Source organism: Devosia sp. (assembly GCF_025809055.1).
Taxonomy (GTDB): Bacteria; Pseudomonadota; Alphaproteobacteria; order Rhizobiales; family Devosiaceae; genus Devosia.
In genome coordinates this window covers 1,180,971-1,194,677 of the sequence record NZ_CP075529.1, presented here as the reverse complement: position 1 = coordinate 1,194,677, position 13,707 = coordinate 1,180,971, and the positions used below count along the sequence as shown (strand labels likewise).

Annotated in this window: 14 protein-coding genes; 10 read left to right on the top strand and 4 right to left on the bottom strand. The window is 62.0% G+C overall.

Annotation, left to right across the window (positions count from 1 at the left end; genetic code table 11):
• Positions 1–22 precede the first annotated feature (22 nt).
• Positions 23–895 (bottom strand): phosphoserine phosphatase SerB, encoded by an 873-nt coding sequence (gene serB / locus KIT02_RS05910; RefSeq protein WP_297585124.1) that lies wholly within the window; start codon positions 893–895, stop codon positions 23–25.
• A gap of 27 nt (positions 896–922) precedes the next feature.
• Here serB and miaA point away from each other — a divergent pair, with 27 nt between their 5' ends.
• On the top strand, positions 923–1,816 hold the full coding sequence (gene miaA / locus KIT02_RS05905) for a tRNA (adenosine(37)-N6)-dimethylallyltransferase MiaA (protein ID WP_297583494.1): 894 nt from the start codon (positions 923–925) through the stop codon (positions 1,814–1,816).
• Here miaA and KIT02_RS05900 read toward each other — a convergent pair.
• Entirely contained in the window at positions 1,813–3,231 is a 1,419-nt protein-coding gene (locus KIT02_RS05900; protein ID WP_297583492.1) for an MATE family efflux transporter, read from the bottom strand. The two genes, miaA and KIT02_RS05900, sit on opposite strands and share 4 nt — an antisense overlap.
• A gap of 74 nt (positions 3,232–3,305) precedes the next feature.
• Between KIT02_RS05900 and KIT02_RS05895 the strand changes: the two genes are divergently transcribed.
• The 4 genes from KIT02_RS05895 (at position 3,306) to KIT02_RS05880 (ending at position 5,101) form a co-directional block, all read left to right on the top strand.
• The gene (locus KIT02_RS05895; RefSeq protein ID WP_297583490.1) at positions 3,306–3,680 is read left to right on the top strand and encodes a DUF423 domain-containing protein; all 375 of its coding nucleotides are present in this window, start codon (positions 3,306–3,308) and stop codon (positions 3,678–3,680) included.
• Between the two features lie 64 nt (positions 3,681–3,744).
• Positions 3,745–4,020 carry a glycine zipper domain-containing protein gene (locus KIT02_RS05890; protein WP_297583487.1) on the top strand — a complete coding sequence of 92 codons (276 nt, stop codon included), beginning with the start codon at positions 3,745–3,747 and terminating at the stop codon, positions 4,018–4,020.
• Between the two features lie 287 nt (positions 4,021–4,307).
• Positions 4,308–4,523, top strand: coding sequence for a cold-shock protein (locus KIT02_RS05885; protein WP_297583484.1), 216 nt, complete (start codon positions 4,308–4,310; stop codon positions 4,521–4,523).
• A gap of 107 nt (positions 4,524–4,630) precedes the next feature.
• Entirely contained in the window at positions 4,631–5,101 is a 471-nt protein-coding gene (locus tag KIT02_RS05880; RefSeq protein WP_297583481.1) for an NUDIX hydrolase, read from the top strand.
• On the opposite strand, the gene KIT02_RS05875 is transcribed toward KIT02_RS05880, so the two are convergent.
• Positions 5,091–6,590, bottom strand: coding sequence for an inorganic phosphate transporter (locus KIT02_RS05875; RefSeq protein ID WP_297583473.1), 1,500 nt, complete (start codon positions 6,588–6,590; stop codon positions 5,091–5,093). The two genes, KIT02_RS05880 and KIT02_RS05875, sit on opposite strands and share 11 nt — an antisense overlap.
• 380 nt (positions 6,591–6,970) lie before the next feature.
• On the opposite strand from KIT02_RS05875, the gene KIT02_RS05870 reads away from it, so the two are divergent.
• The 5 genes from KIT02_RS05870 to KIT02_RS05850 all read left to right on the top strand — a co-directional run bounded on the left by KIT02_RS05870 (position 6,971) and on the right by KIT02_RS05850 (position 13,080).
• Positions 6,971–8,740, top strand: a complete 1,770-nt coding sequence (locus tag KIT02_RS05870; protein ID WP_297583471.1) for an acetolactate synthase 3 large subunit — start codon at positions 6,971–6,973, stop codon at positions 8,738–8,740.
• Positions 8,741–8,761: 21 nt separating this feature from the next.
• Positions 8,762–9,316 (top strand): acetolactate synthase small subunit, encoded by a 555-nt coding sequence (gene ilvN / locus KIT02_RS05865; RefSeq protein WP_297583468.1) that lies wholly within the window; start codon positions 8,762–8,764, stop codon positions 9,314–9,316.
• A 90-nt stretch (positions 9,317–9,406) separates the two neighbouring features.
• Positions 9,407–10,150, top strand: coding sequence for a pyridoxine 5'-phosphate synthase (locus KIT02_RS05860; RefSeq protein ID WP_297583466.1), 744 nt, complete (start codon positions 9,407–9,409; stop codon positions 10,148–10,150).
• Between the two features lie 237 nt (positions 10,151–10,387).
• A complete protein-coding gene (locus tag KIT02_RS05855) occupies positions 10,388–11,002 on the top strand; it encodes an NAD(P)H-dependent oxidoreductase (protein WP_297583464.1) in 615 nt (204 codons plus the stop codon).
• A 155-nt stretch (positions 11,003–11,157) separates the two neighbouring features.
• Positions 11,158–13,080 (top strand): potassium transporter Kup, encoded by a 1,923-nt coding sequence (locus tag KIT02_RS05850; protein ID WP_297583462.1) that lies wholly within the window; start codon positions 11,158–11,160, stop codon positions 13,078–13,080.
• 138 nt (positions 13,081–13,218) lie between these two features.
• Here KIT02_RS05850 and KIT02_RS05845 read toward each other — a convergent pair whose 3' ends face one another.
• A complete protein-coding gene (locus tag KIT02_RS05845) occupies positions 13,219–13,659 on the bottom strand; it encodes a hypothetical protein (protein ID WP_297583460.1) in 441 nt (146 codons plus the stop codon).
• Positions 13,660–13,707 lie beyond the last annotated feature (48 nt).

Below are 13,707 nucleotides of genomic sequence, written 5' to 3'. Positions count from 1 at the left end.
ACGCGAGACCATGCGGTCGTATTCAGCGCACGAAGTCGTCTTCGGAATAGCCCTGGAGGTAGAGCAGGGCGGTGAGGTCGCCATGGTCGATGCGCAGCCCGGCAGCGGCCGCCACGGCTGGTTTGGCATGGAGCGCGACGCCGAAGCCGGCAATGGCAATCATGTCGAGATCGTTGGCGCCATCACCCACGGCGAGCGTCCGGGACACATCCACGCTCCGTTCAACAGACAGCGCTAACAGCCTCTCCCGCTTGGTGTTTTTGTCGACGATTGGCTTGGCCACGGTGCCGGCCAATCGGTCGCCGTCGAACTCAAGGACATTGGCGATGGCCTCGTCGAAGCCGATCCGCTTGGCAATATAGTCAGCAAAGAAGGTGAAGCCGCCCGAGACCAGCGACGTATAGGCGCCGTAGGCCTTCATGGTATTGACCAGCGCCCGGCCACCCGGCGTCAGCGTGATCGCCTCGCGCCGGATTTCCTCGATTTTTGAACGCTCTAGCCCCTTGAGCAGCGCGACCCGTGTGTCCAGTGCCTGGCCGAAATCCAGTTCGCCGCGCATGGCGCGTTCGGTGATATCGGCGACCTGATCCTTGAGACCCAGCGCCGCGGCCAGTTCGTCGATGCATTCCTGTTCGATCATGGTGGAATCCATGTCGGCCACCAGGATTTGCTTGCGGCGGTCCTCGGTCGGCACCAGGTTGATGTCCACCTTGCGACCCTGGGCAATATCGCGTGCCGCTTCAAGGGCTTGAGGATCGCGCGGTTCAAGGATATCGCAGGCGATGCCGGGGTTGAGCCAGTTCAGCTCGCCGCCTACCTTGGCCACGATCGCATCGGCAAGGGCCGGGTCGAGCTCGGAATCGGCAGGATTGGCGATCAGGGATAGGACGGGCATGTCGGCAGCAACTTTCGGGGACATTTGATGTCGGGCCAGAGGCGCGCTGTGCTGATAGCGGGTCCGACTGCCAGCGGCAAGTCGATGCTGGCCCTCAAGCGCGCAAGTGCAAGTGGCGGCGTGATCATAAATGCCGATTCCATGCAGGTTTACGACACGTTGCGGGTGATCACGGCGCGGCCATCGCCCCAGGATATGGTTTCTGCCGAGCATTGCCTCTACGGCACCGTATCGGTGCGCGAACGCTTTTCGACCGGCGCCTGGGTGCGCGCCGTCGCGTCGCTGCTGGATCAGGTCGCGCCGGATCGTGAGGTCATTTTCGTTGGTGGAACAGGGCTTTACTTCGAGGCGCTGACAAATGGATTCGCCGATGTTCCGGAGATATCCCCGGCCGAGATTGCGCGGGTAGAATTCGAAATGGATGGCATGGACGAAGCCGGGCGCATGGCCCTGTTGCAGAGGGAGGATCCGGAAACAGCCAGCCGCCTCAAAGTCGCCGATCCACAGCGGGTCACGCGGGCCATCGCCGTCAAGCGCGCCACGGGAAAGCCGCTCTCGCACTTTCAGCAGCAGGTTCAGCCCGCGCTTTTGCAGAACTGGGCCACCGAGCGGATGGTACTCTGGCCAGACAGGGACATGCTTCGCTCCCGTATCGCCAAAAGGTTCGAAACAATGTTCTCGGACGGCGCGGTGGAAGAAGTCGAGGCCTTGCAGCGGATGAACCTCGATCCGTCGCTGCCGGCGCTCAAGGCGATTGGCGTACGGGAAATTGCGGATTGGCTGGATGGAGTGATCAGCCGTGAAGAGGCAATTGCCCTTTCGGTCACCGCCACGCACCAATATGCCAAGCGGCAGCGCACCTGGTTCCGCAATCGCATGGCTGGCTGGCCCCGGTTGGGCCTTGGTGGCGCTCCGATCTAAGGCGCCATCGCCTTCGGCAATAGGCCCAGCTTTTCGCGCATGGCGAAGCGGGTGACGAGGAGCAGGGCGACAAAGGCGAGGCCGCTCGCGAGCCCCAGCCAGATGCCGACGCCGCGCATTTCAAAAATGAAACCAAGGACATAGGCAACCGGCAGGCCAACCAGCCAATAGCCGAAGATGGCCATAAGCATGGGGATGGCGGTATCACTGAGGCCGCGGAGCGCATGGGCGGCAACGACCTGGGCGCCATCGACCAGCTGGAACACCCCAGCGATGGCGAGGTAGGACGCAGCCAGGGCCAGGGCATGCAGGTTTTCCGGCTTCTGCGGATCGAGGAACACCGTGACAATGGCCGGGCCGAATACCAGAAAAGCCAGGGCGGAAATCGCCATGAACCCGGTGCCGATGGCAAAAGCGGTCCAGCCCGCAAGCCGAATGCCGTCGGCGTCGCGCCGTCCATAGGCGAAGCCGACCCGCACGGTTGCGGCGATGCCAAGCCCCAGCGGTACCATGAAAGCCAGCGAAGCACATTGCAGGGCAATGGCATGGGCGGCAACTTCATCGGTGCCGAGGCGCCCCATGAGCAGGGCAGCCGCCGTAAACAGGCCGACCTCGGCCAGCACCGTGAGGCCGATCGGCGTGCCGATGCGAAAAATCTCCCGAAACCGCTGCCAATCCGGCTTCCAGAAGCGGATGAGAATGTTGAACCGGCGGAACCGGCGATGCCGCAGCACGAAGGTCAGGAAGGCCGCAAGCATGGCAAAGTTGGTCAGCACGGTGGCGATGGCCGCACCGCGCAGTTCCAGCCGCGGCAGGCCGAAATGGCCAAACATCAGCAGGTAATTGGCGCAGGCATTCAGGATAACGCCGCCAATGGTAATCAGCAGGATGACGCGCGTGGAATCGAACGACGAGAGCAGGGACCGCAGGACGATGACGCCGAGGGCCGGCCACAGCATCAGCACGCCAATCTGTACATATTCCTCCGCGCGGGCCGCCAGAAACGGGTCCTGGCCCAGCCAACCGAACACCGTCCTGATCTGCAGCACAATCGGCGCGAGGAGGGCGCCAAGCAGGATTGCGGCCCAAAATCCCTGCCGCACGATCCGGCGGACGGCCTTGATATTGCGCGCACCGCGCGCCTGAGCGGTCAGGGGCGCCACGGCCCCGACAATGCCGACTCCGAGGAGGAAAAATGGCATGAGAAAGGTGTTTGCGAGCGTGCCGGCCGCCAGCGATTCCGGTCCAAGCCAGCCCATCATGATCACGTCGGTCGCCTGCAGGGCATTCTGCGCGACCTGGGCGACAACCAGTGGCCAGGCCAGATGAAAAGTGGCCGCAAGCTCTCGACGCCAGCTTCCCGGCGGCAGCACATTGGGTGGCATCCCGGCTGGGGACGCGGCATTGTCACTCATGGTTGTTTCTCACACTCGCCTGCATCGTCTAGTGCAGTTTGCGGCTGGGGGAAAGCATGGCACTGGAGCAAGACATGACCATAGTCCGACGGATGATCCTGCTGGCGGCCGGACTAACTGGCGCGGCCGGTGTCGCCGCCGCGGCTGCGGCCTCACATGGCGGTGATGCCCGAAATCTGGTGTCGATTGCTGCGATCTGCCTGTCGCACGGCCCGGCGCTGCTGGCCCTGGGTCTTCATGCCCGGTCGCGGTGGTACGGGGTCGCGGGGCTGCTCCTGGCGCTTGGAACGGCGGTGTTTGCCGGCGATCTGGGGATGCGGGAATGGCTCGGACATCCTCTGTTCCCGGGAGCCGCGCCGCTGGGCGGCGGGCTGATGATCCTTGCCTGGCTTGGCCTCGCAGCCGGTGCGCTTGTGGCGATGCCCGAGGATCGAATTAACAAAGACTAAAAATTGATCGGAACCATTAGCGGGCCAGTGCATTTCATCCGGCAGCATCTCGTTGGAGGAATACATGCACAAGATCCTGATCATCGCCGCTACCGCTCTTTCCCTTGCAGCCTGCACGACCACCCAGCAGGGTGCGACCGTGGGTGCCGTTGGCGGTGCTGTGGTCGGCGCTGCGGCAACCGGCGGTAACCTGGTTGGCACGGCCGTCGGCGCTGGTATCGGTGCCGTTGCCGGCGCAGCTGCTGGCGACATTCTCGGCCGGGTTGAAGGCAGCCCTGACCGCTGCGTCTACCAGCGTGCGGATGGCACGCGCTACATCGCTTTGTGCCCGCAGGGCTAAGCGCAACATTTGAATGCCGCAGCGCCCCCTGCGGCCAAGCGCCCCCAGGCGCCAGACACCCGGCTGCCCCCAGCCGGGTGTTCTTTTTCATGGCATTGAAGTGCCTTGAAAATCCTCGGACAAACGGCAATATATGGGCCATACGTGCCACTAGTCTTGCGCTATCTGACGACCGGTATCCCGGAAACTTGGCTACCTCCTGATCTCGTGAATCGTAAGTCCTGGCTTGCACAACCAGGACAAACCCTTCCGCCGATTTTCGGCACAACAGACCAAGAGGACCAGTCATGGCCGCAATCACCGGCACTGTGAAATTCTTCAACACGACCAAGGGCTACGGCTTCATTTCTCCCGACAACGGCGAGAAGGATGCGTTCGTCCATATTTCGGCTGTCCAGCGCTCGGGCCTGCAGGGCCTGTACGAAGGCGACAAGGTCAGCTTCGAGCTGCAGACCGGCCGCGACGGCAAGGTTTCGGCTGCGGAACTGACCCTGCTGAGCTAATCCCGGCGCATAGCTGGTATGGAAAGGGCCTCCGGGCCCTTTCTTTTTGGGCGGTTTACAGCCGGTGGCCCCCATGCAAAACAGGCTGGACGAAACGGGAGTCCCATATGGTCCGCGAGTTCCTCAAGCACTGGAGTCCGAGGGTTGAAACACCCGACACCCTGCGGCAGGCGGGAGCGATCCCCTATGCGATCGTCGAAGGGCGCCTGGCCATCCTGCTGGTAACGTCGCGGCGCAGCGGCAAGTGGATTTTTCCCAAGGGTGCGGTGGAATCGGGAATGACCGCGTGGGAAAGCGCGGCTCTGGAGGCTATCGAAGAAGCGGGCGTTTCAGGCGAGATCGACCCCAATGCGGTGGGTTCCTATCGCGCCAGCATCGGTAATGACGGCGTGACGCTTGTCGACGTGGATCTGTTTCCGCTCAAGGTGACGCAGCAGCATGACAGCTGGCTCGAACAGAACGAGCGCATGCGCCATTGGGTGACCCTGTCGGAAGCGCACCGTCTGCTCGCAGACCGATCAATGGCGCGGCTGGCCAACCGGCTGCATGCCCACCTTGGAATGGCTGTCAGCCAATAAACAGCCGCAGCACCAGGAACAGCACCCCCGCAAGAGCGGCGGAGGCCGGCACGGTCACCACCCAGGCTGCTGCGATCGAATAGACGTGGTGACGCCGCACCAGCAACCGGCGCTCCACCTTGCGGGCGCTGGACAGCGCGTCTTCGGGCGTGGCGTTGAGCTGACCGGGATCCACGAAACGCGCATTGACAGGTACGGCCGAGCCTTCCATGTCGCGCCGCGAAACGTATTCGCGCAGGAAGCCCACGCCGAATACGGCGCCCACCGCGATATGGGTCGAGGAGACCGGCATGCCCAGCGCCGAGGCCACGAGCACGGTTATTGCCGCGGACAGGGCTGCGCAGAAGGCGCGGATTTCGTTGAGCTTGGTGATCTGCTCACCCACGGTGCGGATGAGGCGCGGTCCGAACAGGCCTAGACCCAGCGAGATGCCGATGGCGCCGATGGCCAGTACCCAAAGGGGCAGGGTGATGCCGGCGACGTCGCTATGGCCGGTCGTCAGGGCGCTGACGATAGCGGCGAATGGGCCGACCGCATTGGCCACGTCGTTGGCGCCGTGGGCGAAGGACAACAGGGCCGCCGAGATGATCAGCGGCAAACGGAACAGCATGGCCACATGCTTCTTGCGGTTCTCCATGTGCTTTGACTGCTGGCGCACCCATGGCATCGCCACGACCCAGCCCAGGGCGCCACACGCGATGGCCAGGACCACGGTGATGGCCGGGCCGGGCTTCCAGATGCGGCTCAGGCCCTTGGTGGCGAGATAACTTGCAAACACCCCGGTCATGACCGCGACGAAAATGGGCACCCATATCCGTGCCGCGGAAATCTTGTCGAGCCGGTTGGTGATCGTGGTCTGAATGACAGCGAGGAAAGCTGCAGCGAAGACACCCCCAAGGACAGGAGATATCACCCAACTGGCGGCGATTGCGCCGATGGTCGGCCAGTTGACGATGCCGATACCCAGCGCGGCCACACCGGCGCCGACCACGCCACCCACCACCGCATGGGTCGTGGACACCGGAGCGCCGATGAAGGTCGCCAGGTTCACCCACAGGGCCGAGGCCAGCAGTGCAGACATCATGACAATGATGAAGGTGCGGCTTTCGATTTCATGGGACACCAGGAGGTCGCGGGCCACGGTGTTGACCACATCGCCGCCGGCCAAGAGGGCTCCGGCCGCCTCGAAAATGGCGGCGATAATGAGTGCGCCGCCCATCGAGATGGCCCGGGAACCGACGGCGGGACCCATATTGTTGGCGACGTCATTGGCGCCGACATTGAGAGCCATATAGCCGGCGATTGCCGCGCCGATGACGATGACATAGGTGCCCGGGCCACCGGTCGTGGCAAACCCGCCCCAGACGGCAGCCAGGAGCAGGAAGACCAGGGCAATGCCCGGAGCCGCGAAGCGGCGCGACAGGTCATGGGTCGCATCCTCGATGCCGGTAACCTGCTGGAGGTCCTTGTCCAGGGTGCTTTTGCTCATGTCATCACAGTGTCACAGTTGGCGTCGCAGGCGTGTAACATTCCCTGCGCCGAATGCCACCCCCAAACCCCGTTTCCGGGCAATAGACCGGCCCAATATGTGTCCGTTTTGCGCGCCATGGCCGCTTCGGCTTGACTTGAGCGGTCGAATGTCTCTATCAATGCCGCGTCTAATTTTGTGGAGAGGTCCCGTGCGGGCACTCATTCTCGTAGTAGGTAGGCGCATCGGCAACGTGGGGTAAAACCCCGCGCGAAAGCTGGTGCGCCGAAAACAGGTCCCAAACGGGGCCTTTTTTATTGCCTTTTTTCCGGCAAAGCGGTTTTAAGGCTGAAAGAACGTAACGCCCGGTACGGCGGGCCCGAGGAGTAGGAAGAGCGCAAATGGCCGAGAAAATGACCGGCGCGGAAATGGTGATCCAGGCGCTGACGGATCAGGGTGTTGAACATATCTTTGGCTATCCCGGCGGCGCAGCCCTGCCGATCTACGATGCCATGTTCCAGCAGGACTTCGTCCAGCACATCCTCGTGCGCCACGAACAGGGCGCCACGCATATGGCAGAGGGCTATGCCCGCTCCACCGGAAAGCCGGGCGTGGTGCTGGTGACATCCGGTCCGGGCGCGACCAATGCGGTGACCGGGCTGACCGACGCACTCCTCGACTCCATTCCCCTGGTCTGCATCACCGCACAGGTGCCGACCACCCTCATCGGCACTGACGGCTTCCAGGAATGCGACACGGTCGGCATCACCCGCTCGTGCACGAAGCACAATTACCTCGTCAAGGACGTGGCGGATCTGCCGCGCGTGCTGCACGAGGCATTCCACATTGCCACCACCGGGCGTCCCGGACCCGTTGTCGTGGACATTCCCAAGGATATCCAGTTTGCCGTCGGCGAGTATTATCGCCCCGGTCCCGACACGCTGCGCCACAAGTCCTACCGCCCCCAGGTGGATGGTGACATAGCCGCGATCGAGGCCGCGGTGGACCTGATGCTCAAGGCCGAGCGTCCGATTTTCTATACCGGCGGCGGCGTGATCAATGCCGGCCCGGAGGCGTCCGAGAACCTGAGGGAGCTTGCCGAGCTCACCGGTTTTCCCGTGACCTCGACGCTGATGGGTCTTGGCGCCTTTCCGGCCTCCAATCCGCAATGGATGGGGATGCTGGGGATGCATGGCACCTACGAAGCCAATATGGCGATGCACGATTGCGATGTGATGATCAATATCGGCGCACGGTTTGATGACCGGATCACCGGCCGTGTCGATGCCTTCTCGCCGAATAGCCGCAAGATCCATGTCGATATCGATCCGTCCTCGATCAACAAGATCATTCGTGTCGACGTGCCGATCGTCGGCGACTGCAATCGCGTGCTCGAGGAAATGATCCGTGTCTGGCGCAGCCGGACCAATGAGCCGCGCGGCGAAGCGATCGCGCCCTGGTGGAAGCAGATCGAGAAGTGGCGGTCGGTTGGCTCGCTCAACTTCACCAATTCCGACACGGTCATCAAGCCGCAATGGGCCATCCAGCGGCTCTACGAAGCCACGAGGAACCAGTCCAAGGAGGTGTTCATCACCACCGAGGTTGGTCAGCACCAGATGTGGGCGGCCCAGCATTTTCACTTCGACAAGCCCAATCGCTGGATGACGTCCGGCGGTCTGGGGACCATGGGCTATGGGCTGCCGGCTTCAGTCGGCGTGCAGGTGGCCCATCCCGATGCGCTGGTCATCGACATTGCCGGTGAAGCCTCCGTGCAGATGACCATGCAGGAGCTGTCGACTGCCGTGCAGTATCGCCTGCCGGTCAAGATTTTCATCCTCAACAACGAGCGCATGGGTATGGTCCGGCAGTGGCAGGATCTGCTGCACGGCTCGCGCTACGCCCATTCCTATTCGGAATCGCTGCCCGACTTCGTCAAGCTGGCCGAGGCCTATGGCGCCAAGGGTATCAAGTGCGACACGCCGGCGGCGCTTGATGCCGCGATCGCCGAGATGCTGGATTATGACGGCCCGGTTCTCTTCGACGTCCTGGTCGAGAAAGACGAGAACTGCCTGCCCATGATCCCGTCGGGCAAGCCGCACAATGAGATCATCCTGCCCGACACAGCCAATATCGGGGACATCATCGACGAGAAGGGCCGTCAGCTGGTCTAGGCCAGGCACGGAGGATACGACATGAACGCACATTTGCAGCCCACCGGTTCGGCCTATTTCCTGACTCAGGAAACGCAGCAGAGCGAACGCCATACGCTTTCAGTGCTGGTTGACAACGAGCCGGGCATTCTCGCCCGCGTGGTCGGCCTGTTCTCGGCGCGCGGCTTCAATATTGAAAGCCTGACAGTCAGCGAGACCGAACACGACAAGCGACTTAGTCGCATCACTGTCGTGGTCATCGCCACGCCCAAGGTGCTGGTTCAGATCAAGACGCAGCTGGAGCGGCTGGTGCCGGTGCACCGGGTCCACGACCTGACTGCGGAGGGGGCGTATCTCGAGCGCGAGCTTGCCCTCATCAAGGTGCAGGGTTCGGGCGACCGCCGTGCCGAGACGCTGCGCCTGGCGGATGCCTTCCGCGCGCAGATCGTCGATGCGACCGTCGAGAGCTTTGTGTTCGAGGTTACCGGCAAGCCTGGCAAGATCGACAGCTTTATCGCGCTGATGGCGCCCCTGGGCCTGGTCGAGGTGGTGCGCACTGGTCTCGCCGCCATCAATCGTGGCGCAGAGGGCATGTAGTCATTCCGCTGATCGGGCCTATCAAAAGGTTCGATTGGGCCTGAGGCACACTCTGGTATATGGCAGGGGTCGAACCATTCGAGTCCTGCCATGACCCTGTTGTCCGTCAATCTCAATGCCGTTGCCCAGTTGCGCAACCGTCGCGACCTGCCGTGGCCAAGCGTGGTAGGCATTGCGCGCGTGGTGCTCGATGCCGGCGCCACCGGCATCACGGTTCATCCACGACCCGATGAACGGCACATCCGGCGCACAGATGTGTTCGAGCTCGCTGCGCTTTTGCGTGACCACTACCCGTCCGCCGAGTTCAATATCGAGGGCTACCCCAGCCCAGACTTCTTGGCGCTGATCGATGCGGTCGACCCGCATCAGGTGACGCTGGTTCCGGACGACCCGGCGCAGGCCACCTCCGACCATGGTTGGGATTTTGTCGGTCAGGCCGATTTGCTGCGTTCAGTCGTGGACAGGCTCAAGCGCCCCGGTCGGCGCGTTTCCCTGTTCTGCGACCCCGATGCCGGCGAGGCCGGGGTGTTGGCCGCCAAGGCGACGGGAGCGGACCGGATCGAATTGTTCACCGGTCCCTATGGTGCCTGCCATGACGATCCGGAAAAGGGAAGGGCGGAGCTCGCCGCAATGGCGGTCACCAAGGCGGCCGCGAAGGATTTGGGCCTTGGGGTCAATGCAGGACACGATCTGACCCTTGAGAATCTGCCGGCTTTCCAGGCGTCGGTAACGGGCGTGGCCGAAGTTTCCATCGGGCACGGCATTACTGCCGACGCCCTGGTGATGGGCTTCGCCGAGGCCACCCGCCGGTACATCGCTGTGCTTGCCGAATAGGTTGCGCGCGCTGTTCACTGGCTGAGAACACTGCGTTTGCGGAATGGCTGCCCTGGATTTCGCCCGGTGCATTGGCCCCAGGAAAAATGGCCAAAGCGCCCTTTCTGCAAATACTTACATCACTGTAACCGGGGCACCCAGATGTCTCCGGATGACAACAAGGTGCCCTCTTGAGGCTTTTCGTGACAGGCACATATATCGCCTCAGTTACGATTTGTTACCAAGGAGGGCATCCAAATGTCCAAACTCAAGATCGGCGTCATCATCTCGTCCACCCGTCCCACCCGCTTTGGCGAATTGCCGGCCAAGTGGATTCTTGACAAGGCCAATGAGCGCCCCGAGATCGAAGCGGAACTGGTTGACCTGCGCGATTTCAATCTGCCGTTCTTCGACGAAGTCGCATCCAATGCATGGGTCCCGTCGCAGAACGCCCAGGCTGTCGCCTGGCAGAACAAGGTTTCCGAGTATGACGGCTACATCTTTGTCGTCGCCGAATATAACCGCGCGATCACCGGCGCGCTGAAGAACGCGATCGACCAGGCCTACACCAATTGGAACAAGAAGGTGTTTGGCGCGGTCGGCTACGGTACTGTTGGCGGCGCCCGCGCGGTCGAGAACCTGCGGACAATTGGCGTCGAACTGCAGATGGTGTCGACCCGTTCCGCGGTTCACATCGCTGGCGCTGACTTCATGGCCGTGCACCCCGGCTTTGGTGGCACCAAGAGCCTCAACGAAATCGAAGCCTCCATCGGCAACTCGGCCAAGGACATGCTGGATCAACTGGTCTGGTGGGGCCAGGCCACGAAGGCGGCCCGAGCCGAAGACGGCGTCACCGCCCAGGCTGCCGAATAACGGCGTTCGACCTCCAATCGCCGTCCTGAATATGGGTCCATCCATGCGGTGGGCCCATATTTTCATTGAACCAAATATGGCCGATTTGTGTTGTTTGTGTCGGGTGACGGGTGTATAGCGGCGCCCGCCCTGAAACAGCGAGAGCCCTAAAGCTCATGACGCATACGGAACAAGCCGGACACTCCACCGGCGACGTAGCGACCGACCAGGCCGGCCACGGAAAATCCAACCTGCCTCTCCTCACCATCGGTGCGATCGGCGTTGTCTATGGCGACATCGGTACGAGTCCGATCTACGCCTTCAGGCAAGCGGTGAATGTGCGCCCCGAGGCTGCACCGTCGCATATCGAAATCCTGGGACTTCTATCGCTGATTGTCTGGGCGCTCACCCTGACGGTCGCCGTCAAGTATGTCTTCTTCGTCACCCGCGCGGACAATAACGGCGAGGGCGGCACGCTCAGCCTCATGGCCCTGGCGCGCAAGACGTTTACCAAACCTCCGGCCTGGATAACCGTGCTTGGCGTGCTCGGCGCCGCCCTGTTTTTCGGCGATGCCATTATCACCCCGGCCATCTCGGTGCTTTCTGCCGTCGAAGGGCTCGATATTGTTGCCCCGGGCATGGCGCGCTGGGTGGTTCCAATCACGCTGGTCATCATTGTCGGCCTTTTCGCCGTACAGAGATTTGGCACAGCCAAGGTGGCCATCGTTTTCGGCCCGTTGACGGCGATCTGGTTCCTGGTGCTCGGGTTCAGTGGCCTCGTGCACATCATCGAATATCCGGCCGTCCTTTGGGCCCTCAATCCGTTTCTCGGGGTCGAATTTCTCTACACCCATATCGGCATTGCTTTCGTGGTCATGGGTGCCGTGTTCCTGGCCGTGACCGGTGCGGAAGCCCTCTACGTCGACCTGGGGCATTTTGGCCGCAAGCCGATCGTCATGGCGTGGTTCGGCCTCGTCTTTCCCTGTTTGCTGCTCAACTATTTCGGGCAGGGCGCCTTTGTCCTGCAGGTCGGGGTCGAGAACGTGGAAAGCCCGTTCTTCGAGATGCAGCCGGAATGGGCGCTGTTGCCCTTCGTTGGCCTGGCGACCATGGCGACCATCATCGCCAGCCAGGCGGTGATCACGGGCACCTATAGCCTGACCCAGCAGGCGATCGCGCTCAACCTGTTGCCGCGCATGGTGGTGCAGCACACATCCGAGACTCAAAGCGGCCAGATCTATATGCCGCAGATCAACACCATGCTGCTGGTCGGCGTGCTGGTCCTGGTCCTGGCATTCAGAAGTTCGGATGCCCTGTCCAATGCCTATGGCATTGCGGTGTCGGGGGTGATGGTGGTGACGCTGTCGCTGCTCGTGGTGGTGATGGCGCGAAACTGGAAATGGCATTTGGGCTATGTCGCCCTGTTCGGGGTCGTTTATCTGCTGATCGACGGCGGCTTTTTCGTCGCCAATGCGGCCAAGCTGTTCCAGGGAGGCTGGGTGCCGGCGGCTGTCGCCTTCGTCGTTGCGATCACGATGTGGAGCTGGATGGCCGGACGGCGCCGACTGTCGGAAAAGACCCGGCGTGACGAGGTTCCGCTGGAGTTTCTGGTGGACAACCTCTCCAAGAAGAAGCCGACCACGGTGCCGGGTACCGCCATTTTCCTGACCTCGGACGTCGAGGGCGCGCCGACGGCTCTGCTGCATTCGCTCAAGCACTACAAGGTCCTGCACGAGCAGAATGTCATTCTAACGGTGCGCACGTCGACATCGCCGCGCGTGCCCGATGATGAAAAGGTCACCATTGACGCCTATAACGAGCTGTTCTTCCGCGTGGTCGTGACTTTTGGCTTCATGGAAGCCCCAAACATTCCCAAGGCGCTGGCACTGGCGCGGAAGCTTGGCTGGAAGTTCGACATCATGTCGACTTCGTTCTTCCTCTCCCGCCGGTCCCTGAAATTGGGTCAGAAGAGCGGCCCGCTGCGCTTCTGGCAGGACCGGCTGTTCGTGCGCCTCGCCCGCAATGCGAGCGATGCCACCGAGTATTTCCACATTCCCACCGGGCGCGTAGTGGAAATCGGCACCCAGGTGATCATCTAAAGCGTTTTCAAGAAAAGTGGACACCACTTTTCTGGTTCGAAAACGCGACCAATCAAAAACTTAGAGCTCTCGTTCTGAATCAGTCAGAACGAGAAAATGCTCTAGAAATGGCGCCGCACCTCGTGTGGCGCCAATTTCCTATTTGGGCATGTCGGGGCAGAGATAGGGTACGCTGGCAGGCGAGAAGCGCTGCTCTTCGTCACCGCCCAGAAGCTTGAGATTGAGCACCAGTTCGTCGGCACTCAGTGCGGCGATGTCGGCGCTGATGGTCATGCCGTCCTCATCCCAGGAGATTTCGCTGTCGGAAACCTGCTGCCAGGTCGAGAGCCGATAGGTCTCCCAGCAAGAGTCGGAGACCAGCGTCCCGTCTGCCAGAAAGATGTGTATGGTGCCCGGAACAGTGCTGTCGTCGCCCTGTTTGACCCAGACACGATTGAGCAGGGGGTTGTCCTCCCCGCTCTCGGCGCTCGGTTCTTCCGTGGGCGCAGCGTCCGCATCCTGTGCCAATGCCGGCAGCGAAGTGCATGTGCCCACACCCCAGGCGGCCATCAGGGCTAGAATTGCGGCCTTGGTATCCATGGCTCTCTCCTCTTCGCCAGGCTGATCTGGTCATTCACCGGATCGAAG

Bases quoted from the DNA above. Each gene is read 5' to 3' on its own strand.
- KIT02_RS05870 (WP_297583471.1), top strand. From the start codon at position 6,971: ATGGCCGAGAAAATGACCGGCGCGGAAATGGTGATCCAGGCGCTGACG.
- KIT02_RS05860 (WP_297583466.1), top strand. From the start codon at position 9,407: ATGACCCTGTTGTCCGTCAATCTCAATGCCGTTGCCCAGTTGCGCAAC.
- KIT02_RS05855 (WP_297583464.1), top strand. From the start codon at position 10,388: ATGTCCAAACTCAAGATCGGCGTCATCATCTCGTCCACCCGTCCCACC.
- KIT02_RS05845 (WP_297583460.1), bottom strand. From the start codon at position 13,659: ATGGATACCAAGGCCGCAATTCTAGCCCTGATGGCCGCCTGGGGTGTG.
- KIT02_RS05885 (WP_297583484.1), top strand. From the start codon at position 4,308: ATGGCCGCAATCACCGGCACTGTGAAATTCTTCAACACGACCAAGGGC.
- ilvN (WP_297583468.1), top strand. From the start codon at position 8,762: ATGAACGCACATTTGCAGCCCACCGGTTCGGCCTATTTCCTGACTCAG.
- KIT02_RS05890 (WP_297583487.1), top strand. From the start codon at position 3,745: ATGCACAAGATCCTGATCATCGCCGCTACCGCTCTTTCCCTTGCAGCC.
- miaA (WP_297583494.1), top strand. From the start codon at position 923: ATGTCGGGCCAGAGGCGCGCTGTGCTGATAGCGGGTCCGACTGCCAGC.
- KIT02_RS05875 (WP_297583473.1), bottom strand. From the start codon at position 6,590: ATGAGCAAAAGCACCCTGGACAAGGACCTCCAGCAGGTTACCGGCATC.
- serB (WP_297585124.1), bottom strand. From the start codon at position 895: ATGCCCGTCCTATCCCTGATCGCCAATCCTGCCGATTCCGAGCTCGAC.
- KIT02_RS05895 (WP_297583490.1), top strand. From the start codon at position 3,306: ATGACCATAGTCCGACGGATGATCCTGCTGGCGGCCGGACTAACTGGC.
- KIT02_RS05900 (WP_297583492.1), bottom strand. From the start codon at position 3,231: ATGAGTGACAATGCCGCGTCCCCAGCCGGGATGCCACCCAATGTGCTG.
- KIT02_RS05880 (WP_297583481.1), top strand. From the start codon at position 4,631: ATGGTCCGCGAGTTCCTCAAGCACTGGAGTCCGAGGGTTGAAACACCC.
- KIT02_RS05850 (WP_297583462.1), top strand. From the start codon at position 11,158: ATGACGCATACGGAACAAGCCGGACACTCCACCGGCGACGTAGCGACC.